Origin of the sequence: Actinacidiphila oryziradicis, assembly GCF_005047355.1 — a bacterium.
In the GTDB taxonomy this organism is placed as follows: domain Bacteria; phylum Actinomycetota; class Actinomycetes; order Streptomycetales; family Streptomycetaceae; genus Actinacidiphila; species Actinacidiphila oryziradicis.
Map to the genome: position 1 here is coordinate 1 of NZ_SUMC01000340.1, position 1336 is coordinate 1336.

The window sequence follows — 1336 nt, forward strand, 5'->3', positions numbered from 1 at the left end:
CCCGGAGCCGCGCCTCGACCGTCGGCGTGCCCAGTACGGTTTGGCCCACGAGCAGCACCGAACACGGGGACACGCTCTCCGGCACGTCCAGCCGCGTCATGGTCAGTCCCGCGCCGGCCAGCGCGGCCGTCACCTGACGGTCCGCCACCTGTTGGTTCCGTCGCCCCGCCACGGTCGGTATGTCCTGGCCAGGGGCCGAGCCGCCGGCCGTGATGCGGAACGCACTGGCCGAGATGACCACACGCGTCGGCGTCGGCTTCGCCGCGCTCCCGCCGCCCGTACCTGCGTCGCACCCGGCCACCGCCCCCGTCAGCACGCACGCCGCCGCGACCGCAAGGCCCGCCCGCCCCGCTGCCGTCCCCATGAGCCCCCCCGACCCCCTGGCGGGCCCGGCGGCCCGCGTGATCACCGGCAGTACTGTCTCACGACCGCCAGGCCGTCGCCGCGCCGCCTCTGATGTTCGGCATCAACATGACGTGCTGTCTGTGCAGATCTGGAGGTGCGGTATCGCCGCTGGTTGAGAGTTCCCCAACCGCAGCCCGCTTCCGGGGCACCGACATGCCCGTCACCCCCGAGAGCGATCACCGCCGCCGCCGTCGCCTACGCGAAGGCCCGCGCCAGCGCCGACGAACTCCACGCCATCAGCCAGGGAACGCCCACGGTCCTGGTGCCCTGCACCTCAGACCACCGGACCGGGCGCCAGATCACCGCCCGAATCTCCGCCGGAGTCCACACCGAACAGGGATGGGCCGACGCCCACCCACCCATCGCGCTGCGCTTCCAGCAGCTGAACGGCCGCATGACCGACGCCGACAACGCCCGCCACCTGCTGTGGCGCTTAGGGGGTACCCGACGTAGTGGCGCTCGGCGGTGGCCACGGTTTGGCCGCCTCGCTAGCCGAGTGGCTGTGGGCGACATGACCGAGATCGACACCGGCGAAATGGACCGATCGATCTTCCACCGTTGCCGGCCGAGTCGTTCGGAGGACTCGATGCCCGGGCGGGCGATTCGGGCGATGATGCCGCGTTTCTGCAGCCAGGCCGGAGATCATTTCCAGCGGACCGGGCGGGCGCAATGGTCGCTGCCAGGTCGGCAGCCCTCCTACGGAAGCGCCGCACAGCGCACTGCATTCATCCTTGGGAGCGATGGCAATCCCACCCCTGAACGCCCGCCGTGCCGCCTCATGAGAACGCGGAGCCGCACGCGTTACGCACCTAAGAAGCTGTCCTCTTACCGAACTTGATCGCTGACTTCTCGCTGGTCAGGCATGGTTCCGGGCATCCTGCGGGAGGTATGGGGCGTCGTGTTCGTGCCGGTCGTGGAGGTGTCGGGTGCC

Annotated in this window: 1 pseudogene; it reads right to left on the reverse strand. The window is 70.5% G+C overall.

Annotation, left to right across the window (positions count from 1 at the left end):
- Positions 1–942 precede the first annotated feature (942 nt).
- A pseudogene (locus tag FCI23_RS59110) lies at positions 943–1026 on the reverse strand (IS5/IS1182 family transposase); the annotation flags it as partial.
- Positions 1027–1336 lie beyond the last annotated feature (310 nt).